Here is a 20,314-nt window from a genome sequence, read left to right on the forward strand (position 1 = left end):
TTCCCCTCCTGCGGAATCAGTTATAACGGACGTTGTAGGTAATAACAGCGTTAACATCGCCGGCAACGGCCTGCCCGGTGGCAATCATCTGCGCGGTATAGGTTTGACTCGCTGTGCCATCGGTGAAAGTAATAGGATCGTTATCTGCATTATTTTTGACGATGGTACCATTTGAGCCGCCCTGCTTGAGCTGAACGGCCACGTTGGTTGCCGCACCCAGCGTAGCAGTGTTTGCAAAATAGGATGGATCGGCTGCAACAGCATCAACAGGGCCTGAGAAGACAATATTTGCAGTCGTGCTGGTTGGGCAGTTATTCAGGTCGAACACAAACTGTTTTGGCGCGCCAAGGTCGCCTTTTGTAGCGAGGTCGGTTGCCGCCGTTGAGCCCAGATCAACGGTCGCATTTGCCGTGCCGCCATCAACGGCAATATCACAACCCTGATCGAGCACCGTTCCATTAAATGTGATAGTGTTAGAAGCCGTCGCCGCGCTCGCGCCACAGAAAGTCAGAATAAGCGTCGCACCAATTTTAGTCAGTTTCATTCGTTGATATCCCAATAGAAATAATAAATATCTTCATTTTTATTCCTGCCAGGACGAGACAATAACAAAGTAGCTCCACTGAGCTCACAATGAATAATGCACCGTTTGTGACAAGGCAAATATAAACCCTCAGGCAGGAATTAGATTCGCAACATCAATAAACGACATCAGCAAACCTGAAGTAAGGTTACAAGAAAGTTACGGAGTTTCGTAAAATAAAGTAATTTAATTTTAGACAACCTTTTGTTATGGCCTGAATTGGCATTTTGTTAGCATTCGCGCTGTTTTTTCTGAGCAATAACGCCACCGGCAGTGTTGCTAGCAGCATATCCAGACTGACATATTTGAGCGAATGAGAACAATAGGCATGATCAACAAAAAAAACATGATCGCATTAACCCTTTGTGGCCTGATGATGGCAAGTGGCAGTGCGCTGGCGGGCCTTCCTTCTGGTGACAGCGACAATAATATTAATACCAACCCAGAGAACGATGCGGGGACTCAGGGCACGGGCGGCGTAGTCCATTTTACCGGTAAGATTACCGATGCATCCTGTAATATCACCACCGACTCAGCAGGGCAAACCGTTGAATTAGGCACCTGGGCTGCAAGCTACTTTGCCACCCAAAAAGAGACTACGCGCACGCCTTTCCAGATCTCAGTTGAAGGTTGCCCGGATTCCGTTAAAACCGTTGCCGTGTTGTTTGATGGTAACAAAGATGCGAATGATAATACCCTGCTGGGTTTAAATTCCTCCGTGGACAGCGATGGCAATACGGCGACTGGCGTTGCCGTTAAACTCTATGAAAGCGACCGTAACACGCAGATTAAAATTGGTGATATTTCTCAGAGTATCGACCTTGCCGAAGGGGAAGATTCAAAAACACTCAATTTCTACGCCAATTATAATGCCACCACCGATGTCGTCAGCACCGGAGAAGCCGACGCAGATGCCAATTTCCTGATGGTTTATAACTGATCGACTGATGATAAGCAGAGCTTTCTCTGCTTATCTTTTTCCTCTACGGGGATCTGAAAATGAAGAAACTCACCGCGGCCCTGTTCTTTTATTCGCTCGGCATGAGTCTGTCAGCACACGCGGGGGTTGTGATGGGCGGTACGCGTGTTGTTTACCTTGAGGGGCAAAGAGAAGTGGCATTTTCCATTACCAATATGGAAAAAGAAACCCCTTATCTTATTCAGTCGTGGATTGAAAATATTGACAGTAAGAATAAAACCGCTCCGCCCTTTATCGTGACGCCTACGTTATTTCGTTTAGATGCGGAACAGAAAAACTCGCTGCGCATCAATTATCTTGGAACGCCATTACCCACTGACCGGGAATCTGTTTTTTGGCTTAACATCAAAAATATTGCCCCGAGCAAAAAAGCAAACAGCAACAAATTGCAGATTAACGTGAAGTCAAAATTCAAGTTATTTTTCCGTCCCGCAGGGTTGAAAGGCAATGCCGAACTTGCCTACAAAAAATTAAAATTTACCTGTCGTAATAATACGCTTAGCGCACACAACCCCTCGCCCTGGTTTGTATCGTTTTACAAGGTCAGCGTTGGGAACACCGACGTTGAAATGCCGGGAATGATTGACCCCTTCTCCGATCGTCAATGGCACATTCCCTGCTCGGGGACCATTCGCTGGCAGGCGATCAACGATTACGGCGGGCTGACGAGAGTCGCCACGCAATCCTGACGCTGTGACAACACGCCTTTGGCGAATGTAGCCAACGACCGCACATGCATTCTCTCGGCCCACGCAATTTACCCCGCATTTATACGCTCGCGATGCTTGCGGGTGCGGTCACGTCTGGCATTCATGTGCGCCGGGCACAGGCCGATGAGTACTTCGATCCTCAGGCGCTGGAGATCATCGCAGATCAGCAGCAGGCTAGCGACTTAAGCTATTTTTCCCGACAAGGCGGTCAGCAGCCGGGACATTATCGTGTCGCGGTTGTTGTTAACCAGACGCAGCGGGATGAGCGCGAAATTGCATTTGTCGATACCGGGGGAACGCTCTCACCGGTCCTCAACCTGGCGTACCTCAAGAGACTTGGGGTAAACATCGCGGCCTTCTCTTCGTTCGATGCGCTGCATGACGAGGAGACATTTACGGACATCGGCAAATATATTCCCGATGCGTCGACGCATTTTGACTTCACCCATCATCGGCTGGTTTTCAGCATTCCTCAGGCAGCCATGTTGCAAAAAAGTGCCGATTATATTCCTCCCGAACAGTGGGACGACGGCATCCCCGCTGCTTTTGTCGATTACAATCTTACGGGCTCGACAACCAACATCGACAATATTCATGACAACAGCAGCTATCTGAGCCTGCGATCCGGTATCAACCTGGGGGCGTGGCGTTTACGCAATTACGCCACGTTTGAATATGGTAATACCCATCACTGGCAGTCTCAGGGAACATCCCTCCAGCGGGCCATTACGCCGCTGAAGAGCGCGTTAACAATAGGGAATGCCTACACGTCTGGCGAGGTTTTTGACAGTTTTCAGTTTACGGGGCTTCAGCTTGCCTCGGATGAGAATATGCTGCCGGACAGCCAGCGCGGTTTCGCGCCCACGATCCGCGGGGTCGCTCACAGCAATGCCCGCGTCAGCGTTCGCCAGCACGGTTACACCATCTATGAAACCTATGTTGCGCCTGGCGCATTTGTCATTAGCGATCTCTTCCCCACTTCGCAAAGCGGCGATCTTGAGATCACGGTCCATGAAAGTGATGGCAGCGAACGCACGTTCACCCAACCCTACTCCTCGGTGGCCTTTATGCTACGGGAGAAACGACTGAAATTCAGCGCCAGCACCGGACGGTATAACAGCCCTGACGCCGAGGGCGACACCCCGCCGTTTGTTCAGGCCTCCGCCTTTTACGGATTGTCTTCAAGCCTGACGCTGTACGGCGGAGCGGAGCTTTCCGGCCACTATCAGGCTCTCGCGCTGGGATTAGGTAAAGATTTTGGCCGGTTTGGGGCACTGGGTGTGGACACCGTTGCGGCGAAAGCACACCTCAGTGATGACAGGCTTGCCCTTGGGCAGCAAATACGCGCTCAGTACCAAAAAAATCTCGCTGAGACGAACACGTCGCTCACCCTTTCGACCAGCCATTACACGACGCATGACTTTTACAGTTTCAGTGAAGCAAATGATGACAGCGACCCAGACCAGCACGTGCATAACCGGCGTAACCGCACACAGTTCAGTTTGACGCAGGATCTCGGTGCGCTGGGCAATATCAGCGCATCCTTTTACCGTCAGGATTACTGGAACGCCTCGGCGGTCGATCAAACCGTCCATCTTGGCTATTACGCAAACTACAAAGGGGTGTCGTTGAGTGTTGGGTATTATCTCACCCGCTCAAGCGCTGATGATAGCGACAACGAACGGGCGATAAACCTTAGCATCAGCGTCCCACTCAGCCGCTGGTTACCCGGCGCAACAACCAGCTACAGCCTCAACAATAACCTTGATGGCCATACTACCCGGCAGGTTTCGCTGTATGGTACGGCCCTGGCCCACGATCGCCTGAACTATAACCTCCAGCAGGGCTTCGACAACCAGGCCAATACCGCGAACAGCAACCTTGCGCTGGCTTATCACGGCGGTTATGGCAGCGCCAGTCTCGGGTACAGCCACGATCGCTATAGCAACCGCGTGAACTACGGCGCGGCAGGCGGCATTGTGGCAACACAGTATGGGGTGACGTTGAGCCAAAGCCTTGGGGATACCCTGGCGCTGATCCGCGCTGACGAGGCGTCGGACGTTCAGGTTGAAGGAGCGACCAATGTTCACACCGACTCCCGAGGTTATGCCGTGATGCCAACCTTATCGGCGTATCACAAAAACACCATTTCGCTGGATACCGAAACGCTGGCAGAAAATGTCGATCTGGACCAGAACAGCAGAACGATTGTGCCGACCAGCGGCGCGGTCGTCCTGGCGAATTACCATACCCACGTGGGCATCAGAACGCTCATCACCCTTACGGCACACGGGCGCCCGCTTCCATTTGGCGCCAGCGCGTATGTCTCGAACGGGACGTCTGCGAAATCAAGCGTCGGCATCGTTGGCGAAGCAGGACAGGTCTATCTCAGCGGCGTGCCGCTACGCGGGACCTTGCATGCCAGCTGGCGGCAGAAAGGCCAGGATATGCGCTGTAGCGCCCCATTACGCCTTCCGGATACCGCTGGCCGCACTCCGGTCACGCTTCTGAAGCTTCAGTGCCAATAACTTACTGAGATATCTGTGAACAATATCAACCGTTTAATCAATCTCCTGATGCTCGCTTTTTTGCTGATTCACGCTACGGCAAGGGCGTCTCAGACCTGCCCGCCGACCATGGGCGATGCGGTCATTAACTTTCAAAACTACTCGATCACTGATAACCCCTCGATCCCTCCGGGGTCGATGCTTTCAGGCGCTATCCTGGGCCAGGAAAACCGCTCGTTTTATAACTGTCCTGAGGGAACCGGCCCGGTAACGATGCGCTTTGTGGCCAATAATGCCTTAACCGTAGCGCCCGTCAGCGGCGTGGCGCCGAACGGTACGGGCGCCCCGGCCTCCGTTTATGACGTGCCAGATATTCCCGGCGTCGGGTTTGCGGTGGGCGTTCGCGAAACCACGCACTGTGCAGCTGAACCCGTGCATTACATCGCCTCGGGGGATGACAGCGTTGCGATTTGCAGCACAAACGATCCCTCGCAAATGGCGACCCAGTTCTTCGTCGTGTTTTATAAAACCGCGCAGGAGATTGTCTATGAACAGCCGAACAGCGGGCAAATTCGCGCAGGAACGCTGATTCTGGAGGATGCTAACGGCGCGGTGATATCTGAAGCTGGCGTGACGGTGGAAGTCGCTGCCGCCGACCTGAAAGTGCATAAATCGAGCTGTTATATCTCGGATAACAACATCACCGTCAATATGGGACAAAGTAGCGTAAGCGATCTCAACAAAGGAATGGATGGGGATAAACACCGCTTCATCATCCCTCTGGTCTGTGACGCATCCCAAACGGCAGCGGTGAAGATCGGGTTCTTTGGTCCGACTGAAAAAGACGCGCAGAATCACGATGTGCTGGCGCTAAGTCAACAGGAGAGCGCCGCTACCGGCGTGGGGATCCGCATTCTGTATGGCGATAACTACGGTGCCGCCAGAGGCACAACCGTTCCTCTCAACAGCACCGGTGTCGAACCTTTTGCCAACGTTGCCCGGCAGACCGCGTTTTCCCTGGATTACGACGCACAATATGTGCGCACCGAAACCCAGGCCACCGCGGGGCTGGCAGACAGCCTGGCAACATTTAGTCTGATATACAACTAAGCGCTACTCCAGTGCCAGCAGCGCAAAACTCGCCAGCCAGTGCCCGCCGCTGTAGTGACTGCCGACAACATGCTCCACGCTTGCCGAGAGATGGCGCGCAACGGCATCGCGTAATGGCTTCCGAGCATGATGATTTTCCGGCAGGGCGCGGGCAATGTGCTTCATACACCAGGCACGGCTGAGGTTGAGACCGTCCAGATGCGCGATTTTCGGGTCGGTGCGATCACTCACCTCAGCCGGGTTCATGAGCGCAGAAATGGCGCCCACTTCAGGCAGAAACGCATCGAACCAGGCCGGGAAATCCTCCACCACCTTACTCATCAGCAGGGCCTCGGTCAGCGCTCCGGAGATATACTCGTCGCCACCCGGCTCATAATGCGCAGGATAAAGCGTGTCCGCGAGGTAAAACCGCGTTGCCGCGTCCAGGATGGCGCGCTCAAGCGTGTCATCGTTCACCGCCCGGGCATAATCCAGCCCCAGCGCGAGCGCAAACGCCGTGTTGTAGTGCGTCCCGACGCGGATCGGATAGGTAAGCTTGCTGAGGTAATCCACCAGCCGCTGGCGAATATCCCGCGTTAACGGTTGCAGCGTCTGGTACCAGCGCTCCGCCTGCGGCAGTGACGATTGTTTCAGCTCCTGGGCCAGCGCCAGCAGCCAGCCGTAGCCATAAGGTCGCTCAAACGACGCGCGGAACGGCGCGGTAAAATAGGCCAGCTCCTTCGCCACCTTCTCGTCGGTCAGGTGTTCTTCGAAGAGAGTGATGATCTCTTCCCGACACGGCAGTTCGGGCCAGAGACGCAGGCAGCGCAGCAGCAGCCAGTAGCCGTGCACCGCAGAGTGCCAGTCAAAACAGCCGTAAAAGATCGGGTGCAGCTCGCGAGGCGGCAGAACGTCGCCGTCATCGTTGAGCAGATGCATAATGTGGTTCGGATATTCCTGACGTAAATAGGTCAACGGCATTCTGGCGAAGGCGTCAGCCTGATGTTGCGTTAATTCCATTGCAGCTCCTTAGCGAAACACGAGGAAATACATTAAGAACACGTTCACCACCAGCAAGGTTAACGCGGTCGGGATCTGGATCTTGATAACCTGATATTTGTCTTTTAGCTCCAGCAGCGCGGCGGGCACGATGTTGAAGTTGGCGGCCATCGGGGTCATCAGCGTGCCGCAATAGCCTGCGTACATGCCGATAGCCAGCAATGGTGCCGGGTTACCGTGATGGACGTTAATCAGGAATGGCAGAGCGATACCGGCGCTTAACACCGGGAAGGCAGCGAAGGCGTTGCCCATAATCATGGTAAACAGCGCCATCCCCACGCAATAAATGACCACCAGCATGAAGCGGCTGTCCGGGTTCACAAACAGGCTGACCACCTTTTGTACCGATTCGCCGGTATTCGCCACCACAAACACCCCGCCGAGCATCGCGAGCATCTGCGGCAGGATCACCGCCCAACCAATGGTATCGACCAGCCGACGCGACTGACGAACCGCATGCAGCGGCGTACCTTTTGTCAGCCACCAGCCGGTGAGGATAGCCGCCACACAGGCCACGCACAGCGCCGCCAGCGTAAGCTGCTTCTGGTCGAGCAGATAGACACCGCCAATCGACACGCCTTTCAGAAACAGCGTCCCGATGACCGTCACCACCGGGATCATCAGCGCGGGCAAGAATAGCCAGTTTTTCAGCCGGTGTGATGAGGCAACCCGCTCCTCCTCGGTGGACATTTTATAATGCCCCTTCCCGACCAGCCCGAAACCGGCCAGTAGCGCAATCACGATAACGGCGCCGCCAATAATGCGATACGCCAGCGACTTACCCAGCTCCTGCACCATCAGATCGCCAAACAGGAAGATCCCGCCAAACATAAACCAGAACAGCGCGGTGGTATAGCGTTTCGGGTTAGCGCGATCGCGAAGGGTCATCACAACCAGCAGCATCACGACAAAGCCGATCAGGTAGTACACGCGGTTAATGGTGATAAAGGTCATCATGGTGCGATCTCCTGCGAACCCTGCTCTGCTCTCCAGGCCATCACGTCGCGACGAATGCTGGCGTCGAGGCGCAGCAGACGCGTCATATGGATGACCAGTGCCGCAATAGCGGTCGGAATGGCCCACAGGCCGATATGCAGCGGTTCGATCCCCTCGATCCCGTTCTCTTTCAGGAACGCATCAATCAGCAGTACCGCGCCAAAGGCGATAAAGATATCTTCCCCAAAGAAAACCGCGATATTGTCACAGGCGGCGGCATGGGCTTTGATTTTGTCGCGGATAGTCTGCGGCAGTTCGCCGTATTCATTCAGGGCCGCCCCTTCGGCCATCGGCGCCAGCAGAGGACGCACCGTTTGTGCGTGGCCGCCAAGCGACATCAGGCCCAGCGCAGCCGTCCCTTCGCGGGCAACAAAGTAGAGCATCAGGATACGCGCCGAGGTGGCGCTGGCGATCTTCGCGACCCAGGCCTGGGCGCGCTCTTTCAGCCCGTAATACTCCAGCAGGCCAATCACCGGCAGGATCAGAATGAAAGTGGCGAGCGATCGGCTATTCACGAACTTTTCGCCAAAGGTTTCCAGCAGCATACCGAAATCCATGCCAACCAGCAGGCCCGTTGCCAGCCCCGCCACCACGACAACCAGCAGCGGGTTGAAACGCAGTGCAAAACCAATAACCACCACCGGAATCCCGATAAGTGGCAACAGTGTAGAACTGTCCATAAACGTTACCCTATCCAAAGTGAGCGTTGCGCGCCGACGGCTATTTTTTATACTTCGCAGCAGAGCGAAGCCGGTGCATTACGGCGCGCGATGTTGTGTGTTGCGTGAGGCTCCACAGAACCTGCACTAAAAAGCTATATCTGAACGTCAAAAACATGTAAACAATTTATCAATAAAATGTTCTTATTTTATCGACGGGTTTACATTCTGGAGAAAGGATCGGTATGACGACAAAGAAAACGAAAACAGCGTTAAACCACGACGATATTGCGGACGGGCGTATCGTCTCCTCCCGCCATCTCGTCTCAGAGCGGTGTGCTGAATTATCAGAGCTGGAATATGCGCTGATCATGACCAGCAATGCGTTTAACAAATGGATGGTACGCTGCATGACCGCAGCAGGGGAACCGGATATGGGCGCTTTCGACGTCTCGCTTCTGCACCACGTAAACCACCGCAACCGCAAGAAGAAGCTGGCCGACATCTGCTTTGTGCTGAACGTGGAAGATACCCACGTGGTGACGTATGCGCTGAAAAAGCTGGTAAAGGCGGGTTACGTCACCAGTGAAAAAGCGGGGAAAGAGCTCTTTTTCTCGACGACGGAGGAAGGCAAAGCGCTGTGCATGAAGTACCGGGAGGTACGGGAAGCCTGCCTGATCAACATTCATGCGGAAAGCGGCATTCCAGGCGCGTCGATTGGTGAGACCGCGCAGTTACTCCGCGCGATCTCCTCCCTGTATGATACCGCCGCACGCGCGGCGGCCTCGCTTTAAGGACGGCGGAAAAGCGTTATGCTCCGCCCGGCCAGTTCATAATCGACGGATTCCGTGATGATTTCCCCTGTGGGGGCATCATCCGCCGTCGAAAGCTCCAGCACCCAGCCCCCTTCGCCAAACTGCGGGATCTGGAATGGCACCGTGCCTTCAAACGGGTTAAACAGCATCAGCACGTCGTGCCAGATGCCCTCTTCCTGCTCAAGATCAGGACGGCTGATGGCAAGACCAAGGGTGGAACCCTCATCCCACTGCTCAGACTGCTGCGGTCCGCCACCGGCGTTAAACCAGCGGATCTCAAGCCCGTCGCGCCAGTTTTCACGGCGCAGCAGCGGCTGCTCAGCGCGCAGAGCAATCAACCGACGGGTAAAGTCGCGCAGCTTCTCGTCGTTTTCAGAGAGTCCTTCCCAGTTTATCCAGGAGATCTCGCTGTCCTGGCAATAGCCGTTATTATTGCCCTTTTGCGTCCGGCCGAACTCATCACCTGCCAGCAGCATCGGCGTGCCGTGGGAGAAGAAGAGCGTGGTGAGGAAGTTGCGCTTTTGCCGCTCGCGGGTGGCGATGATATCGGGGTTCTCCGTCGGCCCTTCTTCACCGTAGTTATACGACCGGTTATCGTTATGTCCGTCGTTATTATCTTCCCCGTTATCGGCGTTATGCTTCTCGTTGTAGGATACCAGGTCGTTCAGCGTAAAGCCGTCATGCGCGGTGATAAAATTGACGCTGGCCCACGGACGACGTCCGCGCAGATCGTACAAATCACCGGACCCTAACAGACGGGCGGCAAAATCGTTAGAAACGTTATCTCCCTTCCAGTATTCACGTACCGTGTCGCGGTATTTGTCGTTCCACTCGCCCCAGCCTGGCGGGAAGCCCCCCACCTGATACCCCCCTGGGCCGATATCCCACGGTTCACCGATAAGCTTCAGCTTCGACAGCACCGGATCCTGGGTCACGGCATCAAAGAAGCCGCCGCGCGGGTCGAATCCCTCCGGCTCGCGTCCGAGAATGGTTCCGAGGTCAAAGCGGAAACCGTCAATCTGCATCGATTCCGCCCAGTAACGCAGGGAGTCCATGACCATCTGCAACACGCGCGGGTGCGAGGTGTTTACGGTGTTTCCGGTGCCGGTGTCGTTGATGTAATACCGATGCTGATCCGGCATGGTGCGGTAATAGCAGAAGTTATCAATCCCCTTAAACGACAGGGTTGGCCCCAGCTCGTTGCCCTCCGCCGTGTGGTTATAGACCACGTCGAGGATCACCTCGATGCCCGCGTCATGATAAGCACGCACCATGTCGCGGAAACCCTGGATCCCCGCCGGGCCGTAATAGCGGGACGCTGGCGCAAAGAAACCGAGCGAGTTATAGCCCCAGAAGTTTTTCAGGCCGCGATCGAGCAGGTGCTGATCGTCCGGGAACCAGTGAACCGGTAGCAGCTCGACCGAGGTAATGCCGAGGCTTTTGATGTACTCCACCGAGGCTTTATGCCCCATCCCCTCAAACGTACCGCGCAGTTCAGGCGGAATAGCCGGGTTAAGCTGGGTAAAGCCTTTAACGTGGCTTTCATAGACCACGGTATGCGGCCACGGGATATCGGGCCGGCGTGAGTCCTGCCAGTCAACGGCATTGGGGTCGATGACCTTACATTTGGGCGTAAACGGCGCGCTGTCTCGCGTGTCAAAACTGAGATCCAGCTCGTCGTGTCCCAGCTCATAGCCGAAGTGGGCATCGTTCCACTCAATTTCACCTACCAGTTCACGGGCATAGGGGTCAATAAGCAGCTTATTGGGGTTGAAGCGGTGACCGTTCTCCGGATCGTAGGGGCCGTAAACGCGGTAGCCATACAGCGCCCCCGGTTTCAGGTCCGGCACATAGCCGTGCCAGACCTCATGGGTATATTCCGGCAGTTCCAGACGGGCGATTTCTGTTTTTCCCGAAGGATCAAACAGACACAGCTCCACCCGCTCAGCGTGGGCGGAAAACAGGGCGAAGTTCACCCCTTTCCCGTCATAATTTGCGCCCAACTGCTGGCCATGACCGGCCCGAATTTCAAACGTTGTATCCTTTGGCATTTTTGTTCTCCTCAATTATTCGCAGGTAAGCAGAACCAACAAACATCCCTTTTCAGACGTTAAATCCAGCGTCTCTGGCAGAAGGCGACGCTCACCGGTAAACAGATCCCGGTAGTGCTTCCCGGCCAGCGCCTGGGGTATGGCCACGGTAGTATTGGCCCACAGCATCGCATTATCGGTGACGTCAAACACCAGGCGCGGCACGGCGACGATCAGCGCCTCGTCATCTTTGATGCGGGCATAAACGATCAGATTCTCCTCCCGCTCGCCGGTTACCTTCAGCGGCAGCCAGTCGCCGTAGCGGAAAAGCGCGGGGTAATGTGGCCGAAGCCGTAACAGCGTGGCGGTGACGTACTGCTTCACGCTGCCGTCTCGCCAGCGTTGCGCATCGTTAAAAACGGTGCCATCCGCTACGCTGAGGTTTTCCGCCAGTGCGGCGAAATCCGGTTCGCGGCGGTTATCCGGGTCGACGAGGCTGAAGTTAAGCCCCTCGCTGCCCTGGTAGATGTCCGGTACGCCAGGTGCAGTCAGTTTGATCACCGTCTGGCTCAGGCTGTTCATTAACCCAGCCCGAATAAACGGCTGGAGTGCGGCACTGAAATCACGCAGGAACAGGGTGTTATCCGGGGAAAGCAGATGGCGCACGTAGTCCAGGACCACGCTCTCGTAATCTTCGTTGCTGTCGATCCAGTCGGTACGCTGCTTGGCCTCGCGCAGGGCTTTCTCGATAAAGCCGAGGAAACGCTCTTCCAGTGACTTAAGGCCATCACGATCCTCAGGCGACAGGGTTGCTGGCCAGACGCCCGCCAGCGCCTGGAAGATCATCCAGGTGTCGGCGGCGTTCGGCGCGGTGCCATCGTTGAGGAATCGGACCTGCGTCTGGTTCATTTGCCGCCAGCGCGCCAGATTTTCTCCCCACAGATCTGGCGCTTCCGTCAGCGTATACAGACGAGCTCGTGCATCCTCGCCGCGTTTGGTGTCGTGGGTGGAAGTTCCCAGCAGCGCATCGGGCTGGCGGGCAAGTCGAATGCGCATCTCCTGATGAAAACGGGAAAGTGAAAACGCGCGCGGCGTCGGGTCGGCGCCGACTTCGTTCAGGGCCAGCTCCAGGTTATGGCGGAAGAACAGCGTATCCTCTACCGATTTCGCCATCAGCGGCCCGGTCAGCTGCTGAAAACGGGTGCGGAAAAGCGAGGCCAGTGCGTGGTCATGCGCCGGCAGATCGCCGGTAAGAATACGCACGATAAGGCTCAGAGCGGGTTCAGAGGTGTTGACGCTGGCGACCACGCGGCTGAGCAGCGCCACATCCGGTGGCGTCAGCCCCTGTGCGGTGCCGTAGGTGCGATACACCGGAAACGCGATAAGCAGCTCACGCAGGGCATGGCGGATATCCTCATACTCCACTTCGGCACCGTTATGCCCGGCCAGCTCGCTGGCTATTTTGAGCAGCGTGGTAAATTCACCTTCAAAATTACGATCGGTCATCAGTCCTTTGGCGTTGCGAAGTTCCGCCTGCCTGTCCACGGTCGTACCCAGCGTCTCGTCGTAGAGCGTCTCCAGCCGCGAGAGGTTGGTATCATCCACCAGCACTTCCGCCAGGGAGGCGATAAACTCATAGCCCGTAGTACCTGAGATGGGCCACTCCGGAGGAAGCTGTTCCCCTTTGGCGAGGATCTTCTCTACCGTGATGTAGCAATCCGGTCCGGTCGCCGCACGCAGTCGCTGCAAATAGCCCAGCGGATCGGCAAGCCCGTCCACATGGTCAATGCGCAGGCCGTCGACAACCCCGGCGTGGACAAGCTCAAGGATCAGGCGGTGCGTGTCTGCGAATACCGCCTCATCCTCTACCCGCACGCCGACCAGCCCGGTGATTTCAAAAAAGCGCCGCCATGAAAGCTGTTTCGGCGCTTCCCGCCAGGACATCAGCCGCCAGCTTTGCGCCTCGTGGATCTCAGCGATGCTCTTGCCTTCGGCATACGTGCCGGGATTAAGCGGATAGGCGGTATCATAGTAAACCAACGCCGCGCTGTCGGTGACACCGTCACGTTTCAGGGTGATAGCCCCCCGCTCCAGCTCGGCTTCAAAGGTGTCGCCAAGAAACGGCAACGTCAGCGGTCGGGACCAGTCGATATCAAAATATGCCGCATAGCGGCTCTGCCGACCATGCTCGATAACATCGCGCCACCAGCGGTTTTCCAGCGAGGTCGACATATGGTTAGGAACGATATCCAGAATCAGCCCCATCCCCGCCTGTTTCAGCGCTGCCGCCATGCGGTCAAACCCTTCCCGCCCGCCAATCGCCGGGTCGATTTCGTTGGGGTCGGTCACGTCATAGCCGTGGGTGGAATCCGTGGTTGCGGTGAAAACAGGTGACGCGTAAAGATGGCTAATTCCGAGGTCTTTCATATACGGAATCAGGTCTACCACGCGATCGAAGGTCATGCCGTTGCGAAACTGAATTCGGTAAGTAGAGGAAGGGATCATAGCGCTGCTTCTCCATCAGCAAAGCGAACAACAATGCTGTGCGGCGGCAGGTTTTCGACTGCCTCCGGCCAGCTAAAGATCGTTTTTCCGGGCAGGTCCGCTAAGGCGAGGGGCTTTTTGCCGATATTCAGCGCCAGCGACAGCGTACCGGACGGAAAACGCCAGCTCACGGTAACCATGCCGAGCGCCGTTTGCAGGACGTTACCCTCCACGGCGCCTCGCTGTTTCAGTAACGGGACGATAAAGCGTTGACGCAGCGCAATCAGTTCGCGCGTAACGTGCAGCCACGCCCTGCCTTCCTCTGTGTCTGCCTTGTTCCAGTCAAGCTTCGACCGCATAAAGGTATTTACGTCATTGGGATCCGGTACGGTTTCATCGTGCCCGGCATGGCCGGTAAACTCTTTCGCGCGCCCCTCCCGCACGGCTTTCGCCAGGTCGCCGTGGAAGTCGGTGAAAAAGAGGAACGGATGCGTTTCGCCATACTCCTCACCCATAAACAGCAGCGGGATATGTGGCGACAGGAGCAGCGCCGCGAACAGCACGCGCGTTTTCTCCGCCCCAGCCAGAGAGATAAGCCTCTCCCCCTGGGCACGGTTGCCGACCTGGTCGTGATTCTGAATAAAATCGACAAAAAACTGCGGTGGTTGCTCGCGACACTCTACCCCGCGCGATTTCCCGGTCTGAAGCGAGATTTCCCCCTGGTAGACAAAGCCCTCTGCCAGCGCCCGCGCCAGCTTTTTCTCCGGCTCAAAGGCAAAATCCTGATAATAGGCGTGTGATTCCCCGGTCGCGAAGACATGTGCGGCGTTGTGAAAATCATCATTCCATTCGGCGGTGAAAAGCGGCGTCTGACCATGCTCATCGCGCGGATGCAGGAAAATCACGTTGCGACTGTCTTCGGTGGTCAGATGGATATGCCGATCCGGAAAGGCGTCGCGGATCCGTTGCGCTATCTCGGGAAGAATATGGGTCTCAGCGTTGTCATGGATCTGGTCGATGGCGTCGAAGCGCAGACCGTCAAGATGATACTCCGAGAGCCAGAATAACGGCGCCTCAGCGATGTATTGCCGGACGGCTTCAACCTCATAGGCTATACCGTTGCCCCACGGGGTCATACGATCCTGATGGAAAAACGCCGGCGAGAGCAACGGCAGGTAGTTCCCTTCCGGGCCAAAGTGGTTGAGTACAATATCCAGCACCACGGAAAGCCCGAGCGCGTGGGCGGCATCGATGAAGGCATGAAAATCATCCGGTGTGCCATAAGCTGAGTGCGGGGCATACAGCAGTACGCCATCATACCCCCATCCGCGCGCGCCCCCGAACTGGGACACGGGCATCACTTCCAGTTGCGTAATACCCAGTTCGGCCAGATAAGGCAATTTATCGATGGCCGCCCTGAAGGTTCCTTCCCCGGTGAAGGTGCCGATATGCATCTCGTAGATCACCGTCTCTTCCCACGGTCGTCCTTGCCATTCCCGCTGAGTGGGCAGGCTGCGACGCGGGTCGATCACCACCGACGGGCCGTTGACGTCAGCCTGTTGCGCGCGGGAGGCCGGATCCGGCACCGCCATTCCATCCTGTAAAACAAACTGATACGGCGTACCGTGTCTGACGCCGGGCACGTCAACCTGAAACCAGCCGTCGCCCACCGCCGCCATCGGAATGTCGGTGTCGGTTAAACGCAACGTGAGATCTTTCTGCCCTTCTGCCCAGACGCGAAAACGTACAACGTCATCGGAAATAAACTCAGCACCCCAGTGCCTGCGACATGTTCTGAACTCCATTCATTGTCCTCGAATGACCACATTTTACGCGGAACGAAATACAAGCTTAGACCAGGATGAACAGAGTGTTATGCCAGCAGGGTATGCCGCTTCGTCTATTATCTATTTATAACTCCCACTTAAGGAATACTATGCATATTCGAAAAGGATTAAGCACCGACCTCGCCCGTCTTGAATGTTGTGATTTTTCTTTTACGGTCGATGAGATTGCCAGAGAACCTTTTCTCAATGGTGATTTGCATATCGAGGCGCTAACCGATCCTTATCATAAAACCTATGAACTGGATCTCCAGACGCTGGAAAATCATTGCGTTAATCCCGATTCAATATTTCTTATCGCCGAAACGGATGACGGTGAAATCGCCGGTTTTATTACCGCGTCCTGCAACTGGAATAAATTTATTTCGGTGGATTACATTGCCGTGGAGCGTTCAAAACGCCGAACGGGCGCGGCGCACAAGCTGATGTCTGCCACCCACGTCTGGGCGCGAAGCCTCAATGCGCCCGGCTTACGGCTGGAGACGCAGAACGTTAATGTTTCTGCCTGCCTTTTCTATCGTCACTATGGGTTTATTCTGGGCGGTTACGATCGTTACCTTTACAACGCCCTGCCGGAAAAAGATGAGGTCGCCCTTTTCTGGTATTACATGCTGGCTTGAGAAAATATTTTATATCCGCCACTGGAATATAGATTTGTCTGAATTTGTCAATTTTGCCCGCTTACGTTTAATTAACGACTAATCTTGGAATTCACTATTAAGGAGGCCGGTATGTCTACAGGAAATAATCACACGCTGCATTACCCTCGTCCACCGTTTGCAGAACAACCGCAAAGGGCTCCCGGGCTGGCATCGGAAATGAAGCCAATACCGGATCATGGTGAAACAAGTTATATCGGGTCAGGAAAATTGGCAGGAAAAAAAGCGCTGATTACCGGCGGTGATTCCGGCATAGGTCGCGCGGTAGCCATCGCCTATGCCCGTGAAGGTGCAGATGTCGCTATTGGCTATCTGCCGGAAGAGGAGTCCGATGCGGCATCGGTCATTGCGCTGATTCAGGCCGAAGGCCGTAAAGCGGTCGCCATTCCCGGCGACATTCGCGTGGAGTCCTTCTGCGACACGCTGGTGGAAAAAGCCGTTGCCGAACTGGGCGGCCTGGATATCCTGGTGAATAACGCCGGACGCCAGCAGTACTGTGAATCTATCGACGATCTCACCTCGGCAGATTTTGACGCGACGTTTAAGACCAACGTCTATGCCCCCTTCTGGATCACCAAAGCTGCGCTGCGCCATTTGCAGGAAGGTGCCGTGATCATCAACACCACTTCCGTTCAGGCGTTTAAACCGAGCGCGATCCTGGTGGACTATGCGCAGACCAAAGCCTGTAACGTGGCCTTTACCAAGTCTCTGGCCCAGCAGCTGGGACCGCGTGGTATTCGGGTAAATGCCGTCGCGCCAGGTCCATACTGGACGCCTCTTCAGTCCAGCGGCGGTCAGCCGCAGTCCAAAGTTCAGAAGTTCGGGGAAGATACGCCCCTGGGCCGACCGGGCCAGCCGGTTGAAATCGCACCGCTGTATGTGCTGTTTGCCTCCGATTCCTGCTCATACGCTTCCGGGCAAGTGTGGTGCTCTGATGGCGGTACCGGCGTGCTGTAAAGCATCCTCTCAGACCTATCCATTTCATGGATAGGTCACATTCACTCCCCTGCTGTTCTCAAAAATCGCAGTTGAACTATGATGAACTTACTATTAAGGAGCCCATCATGTTTACTGTGAAAAAACTTGCGATATCAACCCTGTTGACCGGTTCAGTTTTATTCTTTCCAGCGATCCACGCGGTGGCCAGCGTTCCGCAACATGTGGTGAAACAGCAGGCTGGCGGCTACAGCGTTCAGGTTGGCGACAGGATTATCACCGCCTTTACGGACGGCAGCGTGCCGCAGGATCTGCACGCCTTACTGCGCCGGACGACGGCGGAAAATACCGATGCGTTACTGGCCAAAAACTTCCAGGCCAATCCGGTGGAAGCATCGATTAACGCGTTTTATATCGCTTTGCCCGGTCACAAAATCCTGGTGGATACCGGTTCCGGTCAGCTCTTTGGCCCCGGCAAAGGCGGGCGGCTGATTGAAAGCCTGGCGACCCAGGGCATCAAACCCGAAGATATTACCGATGTTCTAATCACCCATGCGCACTCCGATCACGCCGGTGGTCTGGTCAAAGACGGTCAGCGCGTGTTTACCCACGCGCAGGTCTATGTCGGCAAACCGGATATCGATTTCTTCTTTAACGTCGAGAACCAGAAAAAATCGGGCTATGACCAGAACTACTTCGATGTCGCGCACAAGACTTTAAAGCCTTATCTGGATGCCGGAAAAGTGAAGACTTTCTCAGGCACCGAACAGCTTCTGCCGGGCATCAGCGGTACGGTTCACCCGGGCCACACCCCAGGTTCCGCGTTTTACACGCTGGAGAGCAAAGGTGAAAAAATTACCTTTGTCGGCGACATCATCCACGTCGCCGCAGTTCAGTTCCCGCAGCCCAACGTGACGATTGCTTACGATGAGGATCAGGACGGCGCCGCCCGGGTGCGCAACGCAGCTTTCGCTGAGTTTGTGAAAAACAAAGATCTGATTGCGGCGCCACATCTGCCTTTCCCCGGGATCGGTTATGTGACGAAAGGTGAGCGGGAAGGCTACGCGTGGGTCCCGGTGACCTATACCAACCGTGACGCAAAATAAGATGTCCCCCTCCGATATGGATATGGACCTGATCCTGACGCTGGATGCGTTACTCAGGGACCAGAATATCACCCATGCGGCCGCGCGGCTGGGCATCAGCCAGCCAGCAATGTCTGCCCGCCTGGCACGCCTGCGCGTGTTGTTTGGTGAGCCGCTGTTTGTCCCTTCCCCACACGGACGTGGGGTGTTACCGACGCCGCGCGCCGAAGCGTTAAGGCCGCAGGTCGCGACGGTTTTGCAGGGCATAGCGGCGATGCTTGAACCCACCACGTTCAACGCGCAGAACAGCAACCGCACCTTTGTTATTGCCCTGCACGAAAACCCGGCGCTAATGCTGGGGGCTGAGTTGCAAAATCAGATTAGCAGTGCGGCACCAGGTATCCGCCTGCGTTTTGCGCTCCCGGAAACCCAGCTGCTGTCAGCGCAGATGGAAAATGGCGATGTGGATATTTATATCGGCGTTAACGCGGGGGCGCACGATGCATGGGTCAGACGCAAACTGTTTGACGATGAATATGCCACAGCCCAGCGGAAAGGCCATCCGCGCGGTACGGGGCCGGTGGATCTGGAAAGCTATTGTAGTCTTTCACACCTGGTGGTTTCATCCGAGGGCGACCCGTTCGCGGGCTTTGTCGATCAGCATCTGGCGGGGCTTGGCCACCAGCGTAACGTGGTGATGTCGACGCAAAGCTATGCGATGGCGCCTGCGATTGTTGCCGGTACCGATTTACTCTGCACCCTACCCAGACGCATGTTGCTACGCTTTACGCAAACGCTTGATATTTTTCCGCCGCCGCTGGATCTTCCGCCGATCGTCATCGGTATGTACTGGCACCCGAAAAACAGTCAGGATCCGGCTAATCGCTGGCTACGTGAACAGCTTCTTCAGGCCGCCGGACGTCAGGTATGATCGAGGATACTCAGCAATTTTTTCAGCACCTCAGAGCGAATAATCCGGTGGCAAACCAGCGTCAGCTCGCTCTCCCGGAGTCGGTCAAGAATATCCACAAAGACGACGTTTTGTACGCATATCGCCTTCGCTGAGGCGGGTAGCATGGCGATGCCAAACCCTGCCGAGACAAGGCTTATCACCGTGGGGACATCGGTGGCATTTTGCACAACGTCAGGCTGTACGCCCGCGCTGTGGCAGGCATCATAGAAATATTGCTCCAGCCCCATCCCCTCCGGGTCGCGCAGGGCGATCCACTTCTCCTCTTTCACCGACGCAAGCGTCAGCGCGGCGGAGCCCGCCAGACTGTGTTGACGAGGTAAGGCCAGCACGGCTTTTTCCGTTGTGAAAGGACGGCTTTGCAGATCGTCAGGCAGCAGCGGTAACGGGGCACGAATAATGGCCACATCCAGCTGGTTGCTTTGCACGCCGGTATAAAGGGTTTGCACGTTTCCCGTCATCATGGAAAGGCTGATGGCTGGCCATTTCTCATGTAAAAGCCGCAGCGCGTCGGGCAGCTTACTGTCGAATATCGCACTTGAAACGCATCCGAGATTCAGCACGCCCTGTTCCCCTCTGGCCGTCTGTCTGGCATCCAGAATGGCCTGATCGGTCATAAAAATCGCCACTCTGGCTTTACTGAGAAACGCCTCACCGGCTGGCGTCAGCGTCAGGCGACGATTCGCCCGGCTAAAGAGCACTACCCCCAGACGATCTTCAAGCGTTTTGATTTGCTGGCTTAGTGCCGGTTGCGCCATGTTAAGGCGCTCCGCCGCACGATGCATGTGAAGCTCTTCCGCCACCACGATAAAATTGCGCATCAGTCGAAACTGCATACTGTGCCTTCATTATTGATAATAAAATTCATATTAAAATAGCATGAATGATGCAATTGATAGCCTTCTTCGT

17 protein-coding genes are annotated in these 20,314 nt (G+C 55.6%); 9 read left to right on the forward strand and 8 right to left on the reverse strand.

The features are described from left to right. Nucleotides 1–16: 16 nt before the first annotated feature. A complete protein-coding gene (locus ACQG03_RS11145) occupies nt 17–544 on the reverse strand; it encodes a fimbrial protein (protein ID WP_022648149.1) in 528 nt (175 codons plus the stop codon). Between the two features lie 367 nt (nt 545–911). Between ACQG03_RS11145 and ACQG03_RS11150 the strand changes: the two genes are divergently transcribed. Genes ACQG03_RS11150 through ACQG03_RS11165 form a run of 4 tightly spaced genes read left to right on the forward strand, consistent with a single transcriptional unit; the run spans nt 912 to nt 5,889 of the window. Further along, nucleotides 912–1,523, forward strand: coding sequence for a fimbrial protein (locus ACQG03_RS11150; protein WP_022648150.1), 612 nt, complete (start codon nt 912–914; stop codon nt 1,521–1,523). Nucleotides 1,524–1,582: 59 nt separating this feature from the next. Further along, a complete protein-coding gene (locus ACQG03_RS11155) occupies nt 1,583–2,251 on the forward strand; it encodes a fimbrial biogenesis chaperone (protein ID WP_023300135.1) in 669 nt (222 codons plus the stop codon). Nucleotides 2,252–2,295: 44 nt separating this feature from the next. After that, complete coding sequence (locus tag ACQG03_RS11160) at nt 2,296–4,800, forward strand: fimbria/pilus outer membrane usher protein (RefSeq protein WP_237765588.1); 2,505 nt, start codon at nt 2,296–2,298, stop codon at nt 4,798–4,800. A gap of 15 nt (nt 4,801–4,815) precedes the next feature. Next, entirely contained in the window at nt 4,816–5,889 is a 1,074-nt protein-coding gene (locus ACQG03_RS11165; RefSeq protein WP_063163041.1) for a fimbrial protein, read from the forward strand. Between the two features lie 3 nt (nt 5,890–5,892). Here ACQG03_RS11165 and ACQG03_RS11170 read toward each other — a convergent pair whose 3' ends face one another. From ACQG03_RS11170 to ACQG03_RS11180, 3 genes are read right to left on the reverse strand one after another with little or no spacing between them, the layout of a single operon-like run. After that, complete coding sequence (locus tag ACQG03_RS11170) at nt 5,893–6,888, reverse strand: DUF2891 domain-containing protein (RefSeq protein WP_063163040.1); 996 nt, start codon at nt 6,886–6,888, stop codon at nt 5,893–5,895. 9 nt (nt 6,889–6,897) lie between these two features. Continuing rightward, a complete protein-coding gene (locus tag ACQG03_RS11175) occupies nt 6,898–7,884 on the reverse strand; it encodes a DUF979 domain-containing protein (RefSeq protein WP_063163039.1) in 987 nt (328 codons plus the stop codon). Continuing rightward, on the reverse strand, nt 7,881–8,603 hold the full coding sequence (locus ACQG03_RS11180) for a DUF969 domain-containing protein (RefSeq protein WP_063163038.1): 723 nt from the start codon (nt 8,601–8,603) through the stop codon (nt 7,881–7,883). Before ACQG03_RS11180 ends, ACQG03_RS11175 begins: the two co-directional genes overlap by 4 nt. A gap of 224 nt (nt 8,604–8,827) precedes the next feature. On the opposite strand from ACQG03_RS11180, the gene ACQG03_RS11185 reads away from it, so the two are divergent. Then, the gene (locus ACQG03_RS11185; RefSeq protein WP_022648157.1) at nt 8,828–9,376 is read left to right on the forward strand and encodes a winged helix DNA-binding protein; all 549 of its coding nucleotides are present in this window, start codon (nt 8,828–8,830) and stop codon (nt 9,374–9,376) included. Here the strand turns inward: ACQG03_RS11185 and glgX are convergent. Genes glgX through treZ form a run of 3 tightly spaced genes read right to left on the reverse strand, consistent with a single transcriptional unit; the run spans nt 9,373 to nt 15,716 of the window. Continuing rightward, a complete protein-coding gene (glgX, locus tag ACQG03_RS11190; RefSeq protein WP_022648158.1) occupies nt 9,373–11,448 on the reverse strand; it encodes a glycogen debranching protein GlgX in 2,076 nt (691 codons plus the stop codon). The two genes, ACQG03_RS11185 and glgX, sit on opposite strands and share 4 nt — an antisense overlap. A gap of 15 nt (nt 11,449–11,463) precedes the next feature. Continuing rightward, nucleotides 11,464–13,932: a malto-oligosyltrehalose synthase gene (gene treY, locus ACQG03_RS11195; RefSeq protein WP_063163037.1), complete on the reverse strand. Its 2,469-nt coding sequence runs from the start codon at nt 13,930–13,932 to the stop codon at nt 11,464–11,466. Then, a complete protein-coding gene (treZ, locus tag ACQG03_RS11200; protein ID WP_426726125.1) occupies nt 13,929–15,716 on the reverse strand; it encodes a malto-oligosyltrehalose trehalohydrolase in 1,788 nt (595 codons plus the stop codon). Before treZ ends, treY begins: the two co-directional genes overlap by 4 nt. A gap of 131 nt (nt 15,717–15,847) precedes the next feature. Between treZ and ACQG03_RS11205 the strand changes: the two genes are divergently transcribed. The 4 genes from ACQG03_RS11205 (at nt 15,848) to ACQG03_RS11220 (ending at nt 19,366) form a co-directional block, all read left to right on the forward strand. Then, nucleotides 15,848–16,375: a GNAT family N-acetyltransferase gene (locus ACQG03_RS11205; RefSeq protein WP_022648161.1), complete on the forward strand. Its 528-nt coding sequence runs from the start codon at nt 15,848–15,850 to the stop codon at nt 16,373–16,375. A gap of 111 nt (nt 16,376–16,486) precedes the next feature. Further along, on the forward strand, nt 16,487–17,371 hold the full coding sequence (locus ACQG03_RS11210) for an SDR family oxidoreductase (RefSeq protein ID WP_063163035.1): 885 nt from the start codon (nt 16,487–16,489) through the stop codon (nt 17,369–17,371). Between the two features lie 107 nt (nt 17,372–17,478). Next, entirely contained in the window at nt 17,479–18,456 is a 978-nt protein-coding gene (locus ACQG03_RS11215) for an MBL fold metallo-hydrolase (protein ID WP_063163034.1), read from the forward strand. 1 nt (nt 18,457) lies between these two features. Then, a complete protein-coding gene (locus ACQG03_RS11220) occupies nt 18,458–19,366 on the forward strand; it encodes a LysR family transcriptional regulator (protein WP_045622684.1) in 909 nt (302 codons plus the stop codon). Here the strand turns inward: ACQG03_RS11220 and ACQG03_RS11225 are convergent. Next, nucleotides 19,357–20,241, reverse strand: coding sequence for a LysR substrate-binding domain-containing protein (locus ACQG03_RS11225; protein WP_038416076.1), 885 nt, complete (start codon nt 20,239–20,241; stop codon nt 19,357–19,359). The two genes, ACQG03_RS11220 and ACQG03_RS11225, sit on opposite strands and share 10 nt — an antisense overlap. Between the last annotated feature and the right edge of the window lie 73 nt (nt 20,242–20,314).

The sequence above is a fragment of the Enterobacter cloacae complex sp. 342H5 genome, from assembly GCF_050030905.1.
GTDB lineage: Bacteria > Pseudomonadota > Gammaproteobacteria > Enterobacterales > Enterobacteriaceae > Enterobacter > Enterobacter intestinihominis.

What these genes read in the sequence shown, in the direction of transcription:
- ACQG03_RS11145 (WP_022648149.1), bottom strand. Translation starts at nt 544, where the DNA reads ATGAAACTGACTAAAATTGGTGCGACGCTTATTCTGACTTTCTGTGGC.
- ACQG03_RS11150 (WP_022648150.1), top strand. Translation starts at nt 912, where the DNA reads ATGATCAACAAAAAAAACATGATCGCATTAACCCTTTGTGGCCTGATG.
- ACQG03_RS11155 (WP_023300135.1), top strand. Translation starts at nt 1,583, where the DNA reads ATGAAGAAACTCACCGCGGCCCTGTTCTTTTATTCGCTCGGCATGAGT.
- ACQG03_RS11160 (WP_237765588.1), top strand. Translation starts at nt 2,296, where the DNA reads ATGCATTCTCTCGGCCCACGCAATTTACCCCGCATTTATACGCTCGCG.
- ACQG03_RS11170 (WP_063163040.1), bottom strand. Translation starts at nt 6,888, where the DNA reads ATGGAATTAACGCAACATCAGGCTGACGCCTTCGCCAGAATGCCGTTG.
- ACQG03_RS11175 (WP_063163039.1), bottom strand. Translation starts at nt 7,884, where the DNA reads ATGATGACCTTTATCACCATTAACCGCGTGTACTACCTGATCGGCTTT.
- ACQG03_RS11180 (WP_063163038.1), bottom strand. Translation starts at nt 8,603, where the DNA reads ATGGACAGTTCTACACTGTTGCCACTTATCGGGATTCCGGTGGTGGTT.
- ACQG03_RS11185 (WP_022648157.1), top strand. Translation starts at nt 8,828, where the DNA reads ATGACGACAAAGAAAACGAAAACAGCGTTAAACCACGACGATATTGCG.
- glgX (WP_022648158.1), bottom strand. Translation starts at nt 11,448, where the DNA reads ATGCCAAAGGATACAACGTTTGAAATTCGGGCCGGTCATGGCCAGCAG.
- treY (WP_063163037.1), bottom strand. Translation starts at nt 13,932, where the DNA reads ATGATCCCTTCCTCTACTTACCGAATTCAGTTTCGCAACGGCATGACC.
- treZ (WP_426726125.1), bottom strand. Translation starts at nt 15,716, where the DNA reads ATGGAGTTCAGAACATGTCGCAGGCACTGGGGTGCTGAGTTTATTTCC.
- ACQG03_RS11205 (WP_022648161.1), top strand. Translation starts at nt 15,848, where the DNA reads ATGCATATTCGAAAAGGATTAAGCACCGACCTCGCCCGTCTTGAATGT.
- ACQG03_RS11210 (WP_063163035.1), top strand. Translation starts at nt 16,487, where the DNA reads ATGTCTACAGGAAATAATCACACGCTGCATTACCCTCGTCCACCGTTT.
- ACQG03_RS11215 (WP_063163034.1), top strand. Translation starts at nt 17,479, where the DNA reads ATGTTTACTGTGAAAAAACTTGCGATATCAACCCTGTTGACCGGTTCA.
- ACQG03_RS11220 (WP_045622684.1), top strand. Translation starts at nt 18,458, where the DNA reads ATGTCCCCCTCCGATATGGATATGGACCTGATCCTGACGCTGGATGCG.
- ACQG03_RS11225 (WP_038416076.1), bottom strand. Translation starts at nt 20,241, where the DNA reads ATGCAGTTTCGACTGATGCGCAATTTTATCGTGGTGGCGGAAGAGCTT.